A 15280-nucleotide genomic window follows, 5' to 3' on the forward strand; every position below is an offset into this window, starting at 1 on the left:
TTAGGGCTATTCCGATGAAGGTATTCCAATACCTCAATCTCTTCATTTTTAAGTGTTATATATCTCATAATGAGATAAATATACGAAAATTATTATATATACGCAATAAAATACGACATTATTTTATTCTTATTACTTATATAACCTCTTTCTTAAATATGCTTTTTTAATTAATTTCTAAATTAGCTCATTATCTTCAAAATAATTTTGTTTATATTTTTTTTATTATTTCCTCAAATACTCTTCCATCACTTTTTAAAACCACCCTATAATTCCCTAATTCTAGTTTGGAAAAATTTAGTTTACGCCCTAAATTTGTGTTGTCTTTTAACTCCTCGGAATATAACAAATTAGCGTTTATGTCATAAACTTTTATATTCATTGTTTCTTTTTTTAAAGCTAACTTAGAAATATAAACAACATCATCTTTAAATCTAACAATTGGTTTAAAGAAAACCGTTTCCTTTTCTTTTTCAAAATTAACATTTTTTGAAGACACGGTAAAAGGAATAATTTTAATTTTTGTTTGTCCATTTATTTCAAAAAAATAATTCCCATTTGGCAATAATGTCAAATCAAATTTTCTGCTTAGTGCTACTCCGGTGTATTTTTCTTTATACAAAACAAATCCAAAGCTATCTTGAACATTAACCTCTAAATCTCCATCAGAATAATCTAAAGTCAGGTCAATTAATTTCCCATTAACAATAATAATATTAGTGTTCGGGTTAGGCTCATTGCTCATTGCATAACTAATTGGTAAAGTAAAAATGGTTGCAATTAGTAAACTTCTTTTGATTAAATTTTTCATAATTATATATATTTTTTAATTAGTACAAAACAAAAGTATACACATTCCTCAAGGTAAACTACCTCTAATTTTTCCAATTTATATGCTATTTTAACACATTATCTTTTTATAAATTAATATGAGGTTAATTTAGAACATAAATAGGTGAAATAACTATATATTTACTAATGGTATTATTTCTAAATTTGTTTAAAAGAAAGCTAAAATGAAAAATAAAAAGCCCGCATTTGAAAAAATAAGTCCCGAGTTTGGCAGTTCTCTGCACGTTAAGAAACATAATGAGGTTGTTGAAAACAATTTACCGTTTTGGCATTTTCATCCTGAACTTGAATTAGTGTATGTGAACAAAGCCAAAGGAAAAAGACATATTGGAAGTCATTTGTCCTATTTCAATAATAGTCAATTATTATTAATAGGGGCAGGATTGCCTCATAGTGGTTTTGCCGACAGGTTTACCACAAATGGGTCAGAAACAATTGTTCAATTTAAAGAAGATTTTTTAGGAGAGGATTTTTTTAATATACCAGAAATGTCATCTGTAAAAAAACTATTTGAAAAAGCTAAAAAAGGACTAGTGTTTGGCATTGAAACAAAACTTGTGGTTGGCCCAAAAATAGAAACTTTGTTAAATTACGACCGAATTGAACAAATCATTCGCTTTTTGGAGATTTTAAAAGATTTGGCAGAATCAAAAAATTATACCATATTAAATGTTGACGGATTTGCATTTGAAGTAGAGCCACAGGACAACAGGAAGATTGATATAATATTTGGACATGTGAGCAAAAACTTTAAAGAAACTATTCCATTAGATGAAATTGCCGAAAAAGTTAGCATGACAGTTCCTGCATTTTGCAGGTACTTTAAAAAAGCAACCGGAAAAACATTTACCCAATTTGTAAATGAATTTAGGATAGTGCACGCCACAAAATTACTGGCCGAAAATCCTACCAGCATTACAGATATTTGTTTTGAAAGCGGATTTAATAATTTTTCGCATTTCAACAAGTTATTTAAGAAATTTACTGGAAAAAGTCCTTTAAAATATAGAAATGAGATGAAGCAACTCATAGTGCAAAAATAACCAATAGAATAAGGTAATCTACCTCTGGTTTTGTGTATTTCCATATTATGTTCAAGACTAAACAACAGTGTTGGTATAAAAATTGCAATAGTTGAATAACTATAATAAATAAACACAATCTTATGAAAAAAACAATTATTACAGCGCTAACAATATTCGCCATCGCCAATTTTGGATATTCTCAAACAAAAAACTTTATTGATCAACCATACATTGAGACTAGTGCAAGGGTTGACACTCTAGTAACTCCTGACCGGATTTTTTTAACAATTTTAATAACTGAAAAGGATACGAAAGGAAAAGTTTCAGTAGAAGAACTTGAAAATAAAATGGCAAAAAAACTCAAAGCATTAGGAATAAATTTGGATACTCAGCTTTCACTATCAGATTTGTCTAGTAATTTTAAAAAGTATTTCCTTAAACAACAAGATGTTTTAAAAAGTAAAGCATATACACTAATAGTATACGACGCCTTAACCGCTGGAAAAGTAATAATGGAATTAGAAAATAGCGAAATTTCAAATGTACAGCTTGAAAAAACGGAATACTCTAAAATTAAAAATTTGCAACTTGAATTAAAATCGAAAGCAATAGACAAGGCAAAATTAAATGCTATGTCAATGGTAAAATCACTAAATCAAAAAGTTGGAAATGCTATATACATTTCCGATTTAGGAGACAATTCCAACCAATATCAAGGCAGAATGATGGGAATTCAATTAAAAGGAATGAACAGTATGGATGAAATGAAATTCAACCCAATTGACATTGAATTTGAAAAAATTAAAGTTGAAAGTGAGGTTTTTGTTAAATTTAAATTAGAATAAATTTTGTATATATCAGTTTATCCGATAAATAATTAATTTAAAACTAAAACACTCTCACGAGTGTTTTTTTCTTTTCCATTGGTTTAAAATAGAACCATCTGGTGCATCAAAAACCCATCAATAACCCGTTAATTCTATTTAATCTCTAAAACAAATGGCATTCTTGCCTGGATTCCTTCAAGGGTTGAAACGCTTTTTAGATTTTGGTATATTTTATAATTGGCTTCTCCTAATTCTTCTTTTAACAATTTTTCTTTAGATTGGGCAAAAGGGAAACCTTTAAGTCTATCTTCTAATTCAATATTATAATTTGGATAATTCCTAATTTTATATTCGGTAATTCCAGCTAATTCAGCAGCATGTGAAACAGCATTTTCAATAGTTCCAATTTCATCAACCAAGCCCTTTTTTATGGCATCCTTTCCAGACCAAACTCTTCCTTGAGCAACACTATCAACCTCTTTCTCAGTCATATTTCTGCCACTTGCAACACGCTTTAAAAATGTTGAATAAACTTGTTCAACTCCTTCGGTTGTAACTGCTCTAAACTCGCTAGACATTGGTTCAAAAGCACTATACTTCGCGCTTTTATTAGTACTAACTTGTTCTGCATTTACGCCAATTTTTTCAGCTAATTTAGTAACATTTGGTATTATTCCAAAAACACCTATTGAACCTGTAATTGTTGTTGATTCTGCAAAAATTCTATCCGCATTACACGCCAAGTAATAACCGCCACTAGCAGCCATATTACCCATTGAAACTACAATTGGCATTTCTCTTTTAGTTAACTCTATTTCTCTCCAAATTAATTCTGATGCCAAAGCACTTCCACCTGGAGAATCTATTCGTAATACAATACCTTTTACACTTGTGGTGTTACGAGCTTTTTGCAACGCTTCAATTATTAATTCTTGTCCTATATTATCTTCATCTCCTTTACCATAAATTATTTCTCCCTGTGCATAAATAACGGCTATTTGATTGGTTGCTACTGATGTAATTCTTCCTTTTCCAACAGCTATATAGTCTTCAATTTTAACTTTATTCAAATCCTTATCTATTGAAATTCCGGTAGCCATTTTTAATTTATTATTATATTCATCTAAATAAATTGCCTGATCTACTATTTTATTTTCGATAGCTAAAATCGCATTTCTAGCTAATAAATTATCAGCTATGGCATTCAACATTTCTTTTGAAATTTTTCTGCTCACTGAAATCTCTGAAATCATTTCATCCCAAAGAGAATTTAAGAATTCTGAAATTTGAGTTCTATTTTCATCACTCATTTCATTATATAAAAATGGCTCAACAGCACCTTTGTATTTGCCATGTCTAATTACTTCCATAGAAATACCAGTTTTATCTTCTAAATCTTTAAAAAACAACACTTCTGAAGATAACCCTTTAAAATCTACACTTCCCAAAGGGTTTACAAAAACAGAGTCTGCAATTGAACTTAAATAATATGTTTTTTGGTCATATACATCCGCATATGCTTTTATAAATTTTCCTGTTTCCTTAAATTCTTCTAGCTTTTTTCTAATAGCCTGTGTTTGTGCAATTCCGGCATTTACCCCATTTGAAACAATACTAATTCCTTGAATGTTATCGTCATATTTTGCATTTTCAATTGCGTTAATAATTTCATTCAATCCCATTTTATTTTCACCAAATCCAAAAAACATATCAACCGGATCACTGCTTTTTGGTGCATAATCTTTCACTAATTTTTCCAAATTAATTTCTAAAACTGAATTTGTTTTAATACTTATATCTTCTGTTTCGCTCATTGCTGCAATTACTACTACAAAAAATAAAAAAAATATACCTAATGCTATAAAAGTTCCTAAAATGGATGCTATTAAATTTCCTAAAAATCTCATTGACCGTCTACTAAATTAAAATTATTTAAAAATAGAAATGTTTATAAATTGAAGCGCAAAGATAAGTTTTTAAATAATACTTTCCTTTTCTTTGTAATCACTTTATGCATATAACAAGAACTACATATTTATCATTAGGAAGTAACCTAGGACAAAAGTTTGAAAATTTACAGCAAGCCGTTGATCTCATTGGAGAACGGATTGGTTCTGTAGTTAAAATCTCATCGGTTTACAAAACTGCTTCTTGGGGGTTCAAAAGCGATGATTTTTACAATATCTGTGTACAAATTGCTACAGGGTTAAATCCAGAAAATTTATTGCATCAAATTAGTGTGATTGAGCGCACTTTAGGGCGGTTTAAATTAGAAGAACAAGGCTATAAAGCTAGAGTTATTGATATCGATATTTTGCTTTTTGATAATGATATTATAATTTCTGAAGAATTGATTGTTCCACATAAAGAAATGCTCAATCGAAAATTTGTGATGGTTCCATTGGCTGAAATTGCTGGAAATATTATTCATCCAATAGAAAAATGCAGAATTCAAATTTGTTTGGAGAATTGTATTGATGATACTGAAATTGAAAACACTTATCTTAAATTAAAAAGGCCAATTTCTTTGTCTGAAAAATATAATTACATTGCCATTGAAGGAAATATTGGCGCAGGTAAAACAACGCTTGCCACTATGATTGCTGAAGATTACAATGCTAAAATTGTTTTAGAACGATTTGCTGACAATCCGTTTCTTCCAAAATTTTATGAAGATAATGAACGTTTTGCTTTTCCACTTGAGATGAGTTTTTTAGCAGATAGGTACCAACAATTATCGGATGATTTAGCTCAATTTGACTTATTTAAAAATTTTATAGTTTCTGATTATTATATATTTAAATCCCTGATTTTTGCTCAAGTTACGCTGCAAAACGACGAATATTTTTTATATCGAAAAATGTTTGACATTATGTATAATGAAATTTCAAAACCCGATTTATACATTTATTTATACCAAGAAACACCTCGTTTGCTTGAAAATATTAAAAATAGAGGTCGTTCTTTTGAACAAAATATTACTGCAGAATATTTAGATAAAATTCATAAAGGTTATGCTACTTTTATTAAAACTGAAGAAAATTTACAATCCTTAATAATAGATGTTTCCAATAAAGATTTTGTGAATAATCCAGAAGATTATAAAGAAATTATTGAGCAAATAAAGAATGTAAATTAAGTATTTAACATTTGAGTTTAAGTAATAGACAAAAGTTATTGGTGATTTGAATAAAAATATGAAAATTACACCATATACAGCTTTTTCGCCTATTTTTTCAGTTCTAATTTTTCAGCAAAAAAATCACAAAAATCACGCATAGTAGCACTCATTTTATGATCGTTTGTGGCAGTTTCAAAAGCATTTGCCATAGAAACCAATGTTTGATGATAAAATTGTTTCATCTCATCCACAGGCATATCTTTGGTCCATAAGTCCATTCTTAATGTGTCTTTAGTTTTTGGATCCCATACAGAAATCATAAGAGCTTTTGTTTCTTCATTAGAAATGGCTCCATCTTGGGCAGACCAATTAATTGATTCAGGAATTTTATTCTCGTCAAGCCCCACATTAAATTCAATTTTTGAAGTATGTACTATTGCCATTATTTTTTGGGTTTGTATTTGGATTTCTTAAAAAGTTCATCAGCGTTTATCTCCATTAATTGCTGCAAAGTTACATCATTTTTACTCATATATGACCTTACTATTTGCCAACCCAACCATGTTCCTATCCTACCTGGTGAATCAGCATCTATGTCTATATAAAATTTTGAAAAAGGAGCGTCGGAAATAAAACGAGAATACAATTTTGGGTCTGTACTATATAATAAATTTTTTTCGACAAAATATTTCCAAACTTGTTCTTCATTTAATGTTGCCCATTCCATTTTTTCACTAGTATACCCCATTTTTTGAGCATCAGAAATAGCAGGCACATAAATATCTACCAAATACATTTTTTTACCTTCACTAATAATAATATCTAAAAATTGCCGGTGAGAACCTGTAAACCCATAAATTTCGCTAATAGCAATTGCAATATCAACTGCCAATTGGGATTTTTCAAAATTATAGGCAATATATTCTGGAAATTCATTATAAATATCATTGTTTTTGCCTAAATACATATCTAATGAAACAAACAATAAACTATCTACATACATCACTTTATTTTGGTAATCTAATTTAGTAATAAGAGTAATTATTTTAGGCTCTTTAAAGTTTGGATGATAATGTTTAACATGCTTAAATAATTGAGTAATTTCATTTTTTTCAGTTATAAAATCACCAAAAACATCTTGTGATAATTTAAAATAAATTCGTTCTTGTTTATCATTAATTCTATTAATCCACACGCTATCATGATTAAAAATTGGAAATAAATATGGATATTCGTTTTTTAATAGTGGCAACGTCTCTGGAGTTGCATTGTAAAATTTTTGTTCAAATCGTTCTACCTGTAATTTTACATCAACTTTTGAAGCGTCAACAGCAGCAATCTTCGATTTGTTACAAGACAATAAAAACATTAACCCAATAATTATAAAATATTTCTTCATATAATTTTTATATTTACCCTTTACTTTTTAAAACGCTAAAATTACTAAAAAAGTTTAATTATGAATGAGTCAAAAGTTGTTGATCATATTGTTGAATGGTTAAAAAATTATGCTACTAATGCTAAAGTTAACGGTTTTGTGATTGGGATTTCTGGTGGAATTGATTCTGCCGTTACCTCTGCGTTATGTGCTAAAACTGGCTTTCCGTTACTTTGCATAGAAATGCCAATTTATCAAGGTGAAAGTCAAGTTGAAAGGGCCTACAATCATATAAGTTGGTTAAAGAGAAATTTTAATGATATTTCTATGAAACAGGTAAATTTAACAACTGTTTTTGATAACTTAATAGCTTCTTTTCCTCCTGTTGAAAATGAAGAGGATAGATTAATGTCACTTGCTAATACAAGGGCCAGACTTAGAATGACTTCCTTGTATTATTTCGCAGCACTTCACGGTTATTTAGTGGTGGGAACAGGAAATAAAGTTGAAGATTTTGGGGTTGGTTTTTTCACTAAATATGGCGATGGTGGAGTTGATATAAGTCCTATTGCTGATTTAATGAAATCTGAAGTATATGAGATCGCTAATTATTTAGGTATAAATTCAGATATTATAAAAGCGCCTCCAACAGATGGGTTATGGGGAGATGATAAAACCGATGAAGATCAAATTGGCGCTAGTTATGATGAATTAGAATGGGCGATGAAAAAAGTTGAACTAGGAAAAACTACTAGTGACTTTGAAGGTAGAGAAAAAGAAGTATTCGAAATTTATTCACATCGTAACAAAGCCAACAAACATAAAATGGATCCAATTCCAGTTTGTAAAATTCCAACGGAGTTGAAATATTAACAGGTTCATTTCGAAAATGTTATCTTTATTAAGAGTATTTAATCAAAAAAAATAATTAATATGTTTAGTTTTAATTATGAAAAAAATCACAGTAATATTGATAGTTTCAATCATTTTTACTTGTTGTAAAACAGAAGGGAAATCAGAAGAAACGTCAACAGTTGAAAAAATAATTGAAATTAAAATCGAATCTATTAATTATGATGGATTAGAACTTTTATTAAATAAAAATGATAACAAAACTTATGTTATAAATTTTTGGGCCACTTGGTGTAAACCTTGTGTAGAAGAATTGCCTGCATTTGAACAACTTCAAAAAAATTATGATAACAAAAATGTAGTGGTTATTTTAGTGAGTTTAGACTTTCCAAACCAGTTAGAATCTAGATTAATTCCTTTTGTAATGCAACATAAAATTAAATCTCATGTTGTTTTAATGGTAGATGCTGATTCGAATACTTGGATACCTAAGGTTGATAAAAATTGGTCCGGAGCCATTCCTGCTACTTTAATATATAATAAAAATATGCGTCAGTTTTACGAACAATCATTTACATATAAATCATTAGATTCAACATTATCTAATTTCTTAAAAACACCTTAATTATGAAAACACCTATTAAATCATTTCTTTTTATAAGCATTGTTTCCTTAGTAGGATTTGGCCTAAACCCAGAAAATAATGGCTACAAAATTGGTGATATTGCGACCGACTTTTCCTTAAAAAATACTGATTCCAAAATGATTTCATTGGCAAATTACGAATCTGCAAAAGGGTTTATTATTATTTTTACATGCAACAGTTGCCCATATTCTATTGCTTATGAAGATAGAATTATTGCCTTAGACAAAAAATATAAATTAAAAGGATACCCTGTTATTGCGATTAACCCTAATAATCCAGAAATTTCTAAGAGAGATAATTTTATTTCTATGCAAACTAGAGCTAAAGAAAAAGGATTTACTTTTCCATATTTATTAGATGAAGGTCAGAAAATTCATCCACAATATGGAGCAACAAGAACACCACATGTGTTTGTGTTGAATAAAGAAAATTCTAAATTAATAGTTTCTTATATTGGAGCTATTGATAATAACTATTCTGACGCTAGTGCTGCCAATATTAAATATGTTGAAGACGCTATTAATGATCTATTAAAAGGAAAATCGCCTAAAACTACCATTACAAAGGCAATTGGATGTTCTATTAAATATTAAATAGATTTAAGAAGATACTTTCGAAAAAAGGTAAGTAATATTCACTTTGTCAAACTGAGCCTGTCGAAGTTGATACTGATTAACTATTGTTAATTTATTTCGACGGGCTTAATATGACACAAAATTTAACTTTTTATACAGTTCTTTTTCTATTATAACTTAAATGTAACTACAGGCAATTTCGCATGATTTGCTAAATCCTCTCCAATACTTCCATTAAATAAATGAGCCAAACCTCTTCTTCCATGAGTATTTAATACCACCAAATCCGCATCAATTGCTTTTGAAAAATTCAAAATACCCGATTCAACAGAAACATCATTATATATATTCAAAGAATATTCACCTAAATCAAATCCATTAATAAAGTTTCTTATAGCATCACTTGAATCCTTAGTTGTTTCAAAACTATGAATGGTATTAATTTTAAGCAAATGTAATTTTGCATCAAATAAAGCTGCAAAATCTAATATACTTTGAAATGAAATTCTATTTTTAAATTTAAAATTAGAAGCAAATACAATATTCTCAATTTTAAAATGCTCCATATCCGTTTTAACAACTAAAACAGGCACATTTGAATTACGGACAACTTTTTCAGTATTAGATCCAATCAACATTTCTTCAAGTCCTGACGTGCCTTGAGATCCCATTACAATTAAATCAGCTTTTTGCTTTTTACTTTCATCTATAATACCATCATACGCTTTATGAAATTGTACAGAATCTTCAACATCTAATCCTTTCAAAAATGGCAATCGTTTAAAATCTTCAAATTTCTCATGAGCTCGTTTTAAAAACAATAATGCAGTTGGAGTATTATTTGAAGAACCATAACTAGCTGGATCAATAACACCCGTTGGTAATTCGAGCATATGCAACAAATAAATTTTCGCATTGGTGATTTTTGCGATTTCAGAAGCAACCTTGGCAGCATACCTTGCCTGAACAGAAAAATCAACTGGGACTAAAATACTTTTCATATAAATAACATTGATTTATTAATGAGCTTTATGTAAAGTTAGTAATTTTAAATTAAAAAAGAGAATGATTTTTTATCATTTCAAAAATAGTTGTTATATTTGCACAGAATTAAAATTTTATACGAAGATAGGAGGGGACGATAAGTCCCCTCTTTTTATAATATTTTTATGGATAAAGGTAAGATATCAGAATTAGTAAATACTGCAATCGCAGAAAACCCAGAGCTTTATTTAATTGAATTAAGCTACTTGGCTGACAATAAAATATATGTTGAAGTTGATGGAGATTACGGTGTGCCATTAAACGAGTGCATTAGAATAAGCAGAGCGGTAGAGCATAATTTAGATAGAGAGGTTGAAGATTTTTCTTTAGAAGTTGCCTCTCCAGATGTTGCTAAACCTTTAAAGGTAAGGCGTCAATATAAAAAAAATATAAATCGAACAGTAACTTTAAAACTTTTAAACAATAAAGTTTTTGAGGGCATTTTAAAATCGGTTACAGAAACTGGTATAGATATTGAGGCAAAAATAAGAGAACCAAAACCAATTGGTAAAGGAAAAATAACAGTTATAAAAACAACAACTGTACCATTTGAAACTATAGTAGAAGCAAAAGTGAAAATAATTTTTTAATTAATTGAATGCATGGAAAATATAGCATTAATAGAGTCATTTTCAGAATTTAAGGGAGATAAAAACATAGATAGAGTTACCTTAATGTCCATTCTTGAAGAAGTTTTTAGAGCAGCTTTAAAAAGAAAATTTGGGTCTGATGATAATTTTGATATTATTATAAACCCAGACAAAGGCGATTTAGAAATTTGGAGAAACCGAATTGTGGTTGCCGATGGTGAAGTTGAAGATTCAAACGAAGAAATTGAATTGTCTAAAGCAAGAAAAATTGAACCAGATTTTGAGATTGGTGAAGATGTTTCAGAAGAAGTAAAATTAATAGATTTAGGGCGTCGTGCAATTTTAGCACTTAGACAAAACTTAATTTCTAAAATACATGAACACGATAGCACCAATACCTTTAAACAATTTAAAGACCTTGAAGGAGATATTTATAGTGCCGAAGTTCATCATATTCGCCACAACGCCATTATTTTGTTAGATGATGATGGAAACGAAATTATTTTACCTAAAAGTGAGCAAATAAGATCAGACTATTTTAGAAAAGGAGATAATGTTAGGGGAATTATAAAAAGTGTTGAATTACGTGGTAATAAACCAGTAATTATTATGTCTAGAACAGCTCCAGAATTTTTAGTCAAATTATTTGAACAAGAAATACCTGAAGTTTTTGATGGTTTAATTACCATTGAAGGTGTTGCACGTATTCCTGGAGAAAAAGCTAAAGTTGCCGTAGATTCTTACGACGATAGAATTGATCCAGTTGGTGCTTGTGTTGGAATGAAAGGATCTCGTATTCACGGAATTGTACGCGAATTAGGAAATGAAAACATTGATGTTATCAATTTTACCAAAAACACACAACTTTACATTGCAAGAGCATTAAGCCCTGCAAAAGTGGTTTCAATGAAGATTCATGAAGAAGAAGGACGAGAAGATGGTAAAAAAGGAAGAGTTGACGTTTTCTTATTACCTGAAGAAGTTTCTAAAGCAATTGGAAAAAATGGTGTTAACATAAGGTTAGCATCTCAACTAACAGGATATGAACTAGATGTTCAAAGAGAAGGAATTGAATTAGAAGACGACGTTGAATTAACTGAATTTTCTGATGAAATTGAAGCTTGGGTAATTCAAGAATTCAAAAAAATTGGATTAGATACAGCTCGAAGCGTTCTTGAAAAAGACGTTAGCGAACTTGTTACCAGAACAGATTTGGAAGAAGAAACTATACTTGAAGTTCAAAAGATACTTAGAGACGAATTTGAAGACTAATAATTCTTTAAATTAAAATTAAATTAGGCTAAAAAAAACATATATGTCTGACAACGAAACATTGAGACTAAACAAGGTATTGCGAGAATTAAACATTTCTTTAGATAGAGCTGTTGAGCATTTAGCTGCTAGTGGTTTTGAAATAGAGGCAAGACCTACCACTAAAATTTCTAATGAAGAATATGAAATATTATTGGATGGTTTTCAAACTGACAGAAATAAAAAGGAAGCTTCCAAAGAAGTTAGCGAAGAAAAACGCAAAGAAAAGGAAGCTTTAAGAATTGCTCAAGAAGAAAAACTTGAAAAACTACGACTTGAAGAAGAATCTAAAAGAATTGTTGTTAAAGCCAAAGCTGATAAACTCGAAATTAAAACTGTGGGTAAAATTAATGTTGAGCCGGTAAAACCTGAACCTTTAATGGTAACAGAAGAAGTGGTAGAAGTTAAACCTGTTGAAGTTGTTAAAATTGAAGAACCAATAGTTGAGGTGAAAAAACCAGAAATTGAAGTCTCAAAACCAGATCCTATTGTCGAAAAACCTGTTGAAGAGGATAAAAAACTGGGAGAAGAAGTAAAACCTCCTGTGCAAAAAGGTGAAAAACCTATTCAAAATAGACCTGAATTTAAAAAACCATTTTCAAAAGAAGTTAAAACTCCTAAAATTGAAGTTAAAGAGGCTGAAGAAGAATCTATTGAACCTCAAACGATTGAAACTCAGTATAAAAAATTAGATGGTCCTAAATTTATTGGCGAAAAAATTGACTTAAAACAATTTGATAGACCAAAAAAGAAAAAACCAGAAGTAATAGTCAAAAAAGAATCAGCTGCAGATGCTAACAAAAAGAAGCGTCGTAGAATTAAAAAAGCTCCAACAACCGGTACGGGAACTGTTATTGGAGCCGGTACAGGAACGGGAGCACCTAGAACACCTAGAACACCAGGAGGAAGTGTACCAGGCAACAATAAATATGCAAACCGAAATGCGGCAACATCCTCAGGTCCTAGAGGTAGAGCAAAACTTGTAAAAGAAGAGCCTACAGAAGCTGATGTTCAAAAACAAGTAAGAGAAACCTTAGAAAAACTTCAAGGCAAATCTAAAAAAGGAAAAGGTGCTAAATATCGTAGAGATAAAAGAGATATTCACCGTCAACAATCAGAAAAAGATCTTGAAAATCAAGAAGCACAAAGCAAAGTATTAAAAGTTACTGAATTTGTAACTGTAAATGAAATTGCAACTATGATGGATATTCCAGTAACCAAAGTAATATCTACTTGTATGGCTCTTGGAATGATGGTTACAATGAACCAACGATTAGATGCTGAAACCTTAACAATTGTTGCCGAAGAATTTGACTTTACATTAGATTTTGTGGGTGCGGAAGTTGAAGAGTCTATAGAAGAACATATTGATAAACCAGATGAATTAGAATTTAGAGCTCCAATTATTACAGTGATGGGACACGTAGATCACGGTAAAACTTCATTGTTGGATTACATTCGTGAAGAAAACGTTATTGCTGGTGAATCTGGAGGAATTACACAGCATATTGGTGCTTATGGAGTTCAACTAAAAGGCGGACAAAAAATAGCGTTTTTAGATACTCCTGGTCACGAGGCTTTTACTGCAATGCGTGCAAGAGGTGCACAAGTAACAGACTTAGTTATTATTGTAATTGCAGCTGATGATGATGTGATGCCACAAACAAAAGAAGCAATTAGCCACGCTCAAGCAGCTATGGTACCAATTGTTTTCGCTATTAATAAGGTAGATAAACCTAATGCTAATCCTGAAAAAATTAAAGAACAGCTTTCACAATTAAATTTATTAGTTGAAGATTGGGGAGGAAAAATTCAATCTCAAGAAATTTCAGCTAAAACTGGACAAGGTGTTGAAGAATTATTAGAAAAAGTATTGCTTGAAGCCGAATTATTAGACTTAAAAGCAAACCCAAATAAACATGCCGTTGGAACTGTAATTGAAGCTCAATTAGATAAAGGTCGGGGATATGTTACAACCATTTTGGTTCAAGAAGGAACCTTAAATATTGGTGACTATATGTTAGCTGGGAAAAATAGTGGTAAAGTAAAAGCAATGTTCGATGAACGTGGAAATACCATGAAATCGGCTGGACCGTCTTCGCCGGTTTCTATATTAGGTTTAGATGGTGCTCCACAAGCTGGAGATAAATTTTATATTTTTGAAGACGAAAGAGAAGCTAAACAAATTGCATCAAAACGTTCTCAATTACAGCGTGAACAGTCTGTTAGAACACAACGTCATATAACATTAGATGAAATTGGAAGACGTATTGCTTTAGGAGACTTTAAAGAACTTAACATCATATTAAAAGGAGATGTTGATGGATCCGTTGAAGCTTTGACAGATTCATTCCAAAAATTATCTACAAGTGAAATTCAAGTAAATATTATTCATAAAGGCGTTGGAGCCATTACAGAATCTGATGTATTATTAGCTTCTGCATCTGATGCAATTATTGTTGGGTTTAATGTTAGACCTTCAGGAAATGCTCGAACATTAGCAGACAATGAAGAAATTGATGTAAGAACTTACTCAATTATTTATGATGCTATCGACGATTTAAGAGATGCCATGGAAGGAATGTTATCTCCTGAATTAAAAGAAGAAGTTACAGGTAATGTTGAAATTAGGGAGGTTTATAAAATATCGAAAATTGGAACCATTGCAGGTTGTATGGTTGTAAGTGGTAAAATATTTAGAGTTTCTAAAATCAGAATAATTAGAGATAGTGTTGTAATACATTCAGGTGATTTATCTTCATTAAAACGATTTAAAGATGATGCAAAAGAAGTTTCTAAAGGATATGATTGTGGACTTCAAATTAAAAACTACAATGAAATTGAAGTTGGAGATGTTATTGAAGCTTACAAAGAAGTTGAAGTTAAAAAGAAATTGAAAAGAAATTAACAATTTATTTTAAAATAAGTATTAAAAAAGGCGGTAATTAGACTGCCCCCAAAAAGTTAGACACTATTTGGGGGTATTTTTATGGAAAGAAAAGTGAAATATGATTACACATTTAAACTTGAATGTGTAAAATTAGTATTAGAGAAACATT

The 15280-nt window shown here is 30.1% G+C and carries 14 protein-coding genes; 9 read left to right on the top strand and 5 right to left on the bottom strand.

Annotated elements, in window-relative coordinates; translation table 11 throughout:
- Positions 1–211: 211 nt before the first annotated feature.
- Positions 212–811, bottom strand: a complete 600-nt coding sequence (locus tag Q8S45_RS08675) for a hypothetical protein (RefSeq protein WP_305603771.1) — start codon at positions 809–811, stop codon at positions 212–214.
- Between the two features lie 205 nt (positions 812–1016).
- On the opposite strand from Q8S45_RS08675, the gene Q8S45_RS08680 reads away from it, so the two are divergent.
- Together Q8S45_RS08680 and Q8S45_RS08685 are read left to right on the top strand one after the other, a co-directional pair.
- Positions 1017–1895 (top strand): AraC family transcriptional regulator, encoded by an 879-nt coding sequence (locus Q8S45_RS08680; RefSeq protein WP_305603773.1) that lies wholly within the window; start codon positions 1017–1019, stop codon positions 1893–1895.
- Positions 1896–2017: 122 nt separating this feature from the next.
- Positions 2018–2722: an SIMPL domain-containing protein gene (locus Q8S45_RS08685; protein WP_305603776.1), complete on the top strand. Its 705-nt coding sequence runs from the start codon at positions 2018–2020 to the stop codon at positions 2720–2722.
- Between the two features lie 134 nt (positions 2723–2856).
- On the opposite strand, the gene sppA is transcribed toward Q8S45_RS08685, so the two are convergent.
- Positions 2857–4611 carry a signal peptide peptidase SppA gene (gene sppA, locus Q8S45_RS08690; protein ID WP_305603779.1) on the bottom strand — a complete coding sequence of 585 codons (1755 nt, stop codon included), beginning with the start codon at positions 4609–4611 and terminating at the stop codon, positions 2857–2859.
- A gap of 104 nt (positions 4612–4715) precedes the next feature.
- Between sppA and folK the strand changes: the two genes are divergently transcribed.
- On the top strand, positions 4716–5843 hold the full coding sequence (folK, locus tag Q8S45_RS08695) for a 2-amino-4-hydroxy-6-hydroxymethyldihydropteridine diphosphokinase (protein WP_305603782.1): 1128 nt from the start codon (positions 4716–4718) through the stop codon (positions 5841–5843).
- Between the two features lie 89 nt (positions 5844–5932).
- Here the strand turns inward: folK and gldC are convergent, their stop codons facing one another.
- Positions 5933–6268 (bottom strand): gliding motility protein GldC, encoded by a 336-nt coding sequence (gene gldC, locus Q8S45_RS08700; protein WP_305603785.1) that lies wholly within the window; start codon positions 6266–6268, stop codon positions 5933–5935.
- Positions 6268–7224 (bottom strand): gliding motility lipoprotein GldB, encoded by a 957-nt coding sequence (gene gldB, locus Q8S45_RS08705; protein ID WP_305603787.1) that lies wholly within the window; start codon positions 7222–7224, stop codon positions 6268–6270. Before gldB ends, gldC begins: the two co-directional genes overlap by 1 nt.
- A gap of 60 nt (positions 7225–7284) precedes the next feature.
- Here gldB and nadE point away from each other — a divergent pair, with 60 nt between their 5' ends.
- The 3 genes from nadE (at position 7285) to Q8S45_RS08720 (ending at position 9294) form a co-directional block, all read left to right on the top strand.
- Positions 7285–8076 carry an NAD(+) synthase gene (gene nadE / locus Q8S45_RS08710; protein ID WP_305603789.1) on the top strand — a complete coding sequence of 264 codons (792 nt, stop codon included), beginning with the start codon at positions 7285–7287 and terminating at the stop codon, positions 8074–8076.
- A 76-nt stretch (positions 8077–8152) separates the two neighbouring features.
- Positions 8153–8680: a TlpA disulfide reductase family protein gene (locus tag Q8S45_RS08715; protein WP_305603792.1), complete on the top strand. Its 528-nt coding sequence runs from the start codon at positions 8153–8155 to the stop codon at positions 8678–8680.
- A 2-nt stretch (positions 8681–8682) separates the two neighbouring features.
- Entirely contained in the window at positions 8683–9294 is a 612-nt protein-coding gene (locus Q8S45_RS08720; RefSeq protein WP_305603795.1) for a thioredoxin family protein, read from the top strand.
- 152 nt (positions 9295–9446) lie between these two features.
- Here the strand turns inward: Q8S45_RS08720 and Q8S45_RS08725 are convergent, their stop codons facing one another.
- The gene (locus Q8S45_RS08725) at positions 9447–10277 is read right to left on the bottom strand and encodes a universal stress protein (RefSeq protein ID WP_305603798.1); all 831 of its coding nucleotides are present in this window, start codon (positions 10275–10277) and stop codon (positions 9447–9449) included.
- A gap of 168 nt (positions 10278–10445) precedes the next feature.
- Between Q8S45_RS08725 and rimP the strand changes: the two genes are divergently transcribed.
- From rimP to infB, 3 genes are read left to right on the top strand one after another with little or no spacing between them, the layout of a single operon-like run.
- Positions 10446–10910 (top strand): ribosome assembly cofactor RimP, encoded by a 465-nt coding sequence (rimP, locus tag Q8S45_RS08730; RefSeq protein ID WP_305603801.1) that lies wholly within the window; start codon positions 10446–10448, stop codon positions 10908–10910.
- 12 nt (positions 10911–10922) lie between these two features.
- Positions 10923–12182 (top strand): transcription termination factor NusA, encoded by a 1260-nt coding sequence (gene nusA, locus Q8S45_RS08735; RefSeq protein ID WP_305603803.1) that lies wholly within the window; start codon positions 10923–10925, stop codon positions 12180–12182.
- A gap of 43 nt (positions 12183–12225) precedes the next feature.
- Positions 12226–15129 (top strand): translation initiation factor IF-2, encoded by a 2904-nt coding sequence (gene infB, locus Q8S45_RS08740; RefSeq protein ID WP_305603805.1) that lies wholly within the window; start codon positions 12226–12228, stop codon positions 15127–15129.
- Positions 15130–15280: the final 151 nt, after the last annotated feature.

Origin of the sequence: Lutibacter sp., from assembly GCF_030692605.1 — a bacterium.
Lineage (GTDB): Bacteria > Bacteroidota > Bacteroidia > Flavobacteriales > Flavobacteriaceae > Lutibacter.

Coding starts and splice junctions, on each gene's coding strand:
- Q8S45_RS08675 (WP_305603771.1), bottom strand. CDS start 811: ATGAAAAATTTAATCAAAAGAAGTTTACTAATTGCAACCATTTTTACT.
- Q8S45_RS08680 (WP_305603773.1), top strand. CDS start 1,017: ATGAAAAATAAAAAGCCCGCATTTGAAAAAATAAGTCCCGAGTTTGGC.
- Q8S45_RS08685 (WP_305603776.1), top strand. CDS start 2,018: ATGAAAAAAACAATTATTACAGCGCTAACAATATTCGCCATCGCCAAT.
- sppA (WP_305603779.1), bottom strand. CDS start 4,611: ATGAGATTTTTAGGAAATTTAATAGCATCCATTTTAGGAACTTTTATA.
- folK (WP_305603782.1), top strand. CDS start 4,716: ATGCATATAACAAGAACTACATATTTATCATTAGGAAGTAACCTAGGA.
- gldC (WP_305603785.1), bottom strand. CDS start 6,268: ATGGCAATAGTACATACTTCAAAAATTGAATTTAATGTGGGGCTTGAC.
- gldB (WP_305603787.1), bottom strand. CDS start 7,224: ATGAAGAAATATTTTATAATTATTGGGTTAATGTTTTTATTGTCTTGT.
- nadE (WP_305603789.1), top strand. CDS start 7,285: ATGAATGAGTCAAAAGTTGTTGATCATATTGTTGAATGGTTAAAAAAT.
- Q8S45_RS08715 (WP_305603792.1), top strand. CDS start 8,153: ATGAAAAAAATCACAGTAATATTGATAGTTTCAATCATTTTTACTTGT.
- Q8S45_RS08720 (WP_305603795.1), top strand. CDS start 8,683: ATGAAAACACCTATTAAATCATTTCTTTTTATAAGCATTGTTTCCTTA.
- Q8S45_RS08725 (WP_305603798.1), bottom strand. CDS start 10,277: ATGAAAAGTATTTTAGTCCCAGTTGATTTTTCTGTTCAGGCAAGGTAT.
- rimP (WP_305603801.1), top strand. CDS start 10,446: ATGGATAAAGGTAAGATATCAGAATTAGTAAATACTGCAATCGCAGAA.
- nusA (WP_305603803.1), top strand. CDS start 10,923: ATGGAAAATATAGCATTAATAGAGTCATTTTCAGAATTTAAGGGAGAT.
- infB (WP_305603805.1), top strand. CDS start 12,226: ATGTCTGACAACGAAACATTGAGACTAAACAAGGTATTGCGAGAATTA.